Below are 1,383 nucleotides of genomic sequence, written 5' to 3'. Positions count from 1 at the left end.
CCGCCCCCGCCTCGACGAGCAGCTCGTCCACCCGGTGCCGGAACAGGAACGTCAGCGTCCCCTTCTCCCGCGCCGCCTGCGCGCGCCGGACAAAAGGCGCGAGCACTCCCGGCCCCGTGCCCCACGTCACATGGAAGCGAGGCACGGAGTTGCCGTGTCCCACCGCGCCGTAGCCACCGCGCTCGGCCCAGCCCACCACGGGGAACCAGCGCATGCCCTGCGCATGCAGCCACGGGCGCATCTCCGTCGCCGCGAAGTCGACGAAGGCCTCCGCCCACTTCCGGGGCCAGTGGTCCTCCTCACGGTCGAACCCCGCGGTGCCCATCCAGTCCTCGAGCGCGAGCGCATGCGAGTCCTTGATGCCCATGCGCCGCTGTTCCGGCGAGTCCACCAGGAACAACCCACCGAAGGACCAGAACGCCTGTCCCCCCAGGTTCTGCTCACCCTCCTGGTCCACCACCGTGACGCGCTTGCCCGCGTCCGCGAGCTCCGTCGCCGCGACGAGCCCCGCGAGCCCACCGCCCACGACGATGACATCCGTCTGCTGTCCCATCCGGAGCCTCCAGTCCCAAAACCCAAGGGAGGCCGGATGATAGCCTCAGTCGTCGACCTGGACCCGCACCCTCGACGGCTCCGCGAACTGCCGCACCACGCAGTCCCCCTCGCTCCCGTCCTCCCAGGCGAGCATGGCGAACTCCGCCGGCGCATCCAACGCGATGATGGGGTGGTGCCACACGCCCCGGTGGTAGTTCACGCCCTCCCCCGGCCCACAGACGAAGGCCTCCAACTTCTCCACGTCCGGCCCACCCTCGGGCGCGCTCGGGGCGACACACACCAGGTACCGCTCGCACCGCATGGGGAGGAACGCCTGGCTCGAATACGGATGATGCTCCAGCAGATTCACCGTGAAGGGCAGCCCCTGGGGCACCGAGCGGAACACCGCGAGGTTCGGCTTCGCCGAGTCCCGCGCGTTCTCCAGCCTCGCGGACCAGTCGAACCGCACCGCCGTCCCCTGATTCGCCAGCGCCCCCGGCGCGAGCCCCGCGGAGACCACATCGCCAAACGGTGCGAAGCCTTCTGGCGACAACCGCCGCGCGACGATGACTCGGGACACATGCTCACTCATGGCTGAAGCATAACGTCGGGGGATGACGCACCCAAGGCGGCCCGGCCCGGCGCGAGTGCCATGGGACTGTCATGGTCAACAGCGCATCCCCAACGCCACGGGTCCTCCCCATGGCGACAAGCGCTTCATCTCCCGTTTACATCGCCATGGCATCTTCCACGGACTCAGAGCCGTCATGCCGAGGGCTCCCCACACCCCCATGCGAATCCTCCTCACCGCACTCGTCCTCTTGAGCGCACCCGTCCTCGCTCAACCCC

2 protein-coding genes are annotated in these 1,383 nt (G+C 69.3%); both read right to left on the bottom strand.

Annotated elements, in window-relative coordinates:
- A partial coding sequence (locus tag HR086_RS46865; RefSeq protein ID WP_174468912.1) for an FAD-dependent oxidoreductase occupies positions 1–553 on the bottom strand: 553 nt, incomplete at its 3' end.
- Positions 554–598: 45 nt separating this feature from the next.
- Positions 599–1,126, bottom strand: a complete 528-nt coding sequence (locus HR086_RS46860; protein ID WP_174468911.1) for an ureidoglycolate lyase — start codon at positions 1,124–1,126, stop codon at positions 599–601.
- Positions 1,127–1,383 lie beyond the last annotated feature (257 nt).

The organism is Myxococcus sp. CA039A, assembly GCF_013336645.1.
In the GTDB taxonomy this organism is placed as follows: domain Bacteria; phylum Myxococcota; class Myxococcia; order Myxococcales; family Myxococcaceae; genus Myxococcus; species Myxococcus llanfairpwllgwyngyllgogerychwyrndrobwllllantysiliogogogochensis.
Note: the sequence above shows the minus strand (reverse complement) of the source record. Positions and strands in the feature narration are given on the sequence as shown.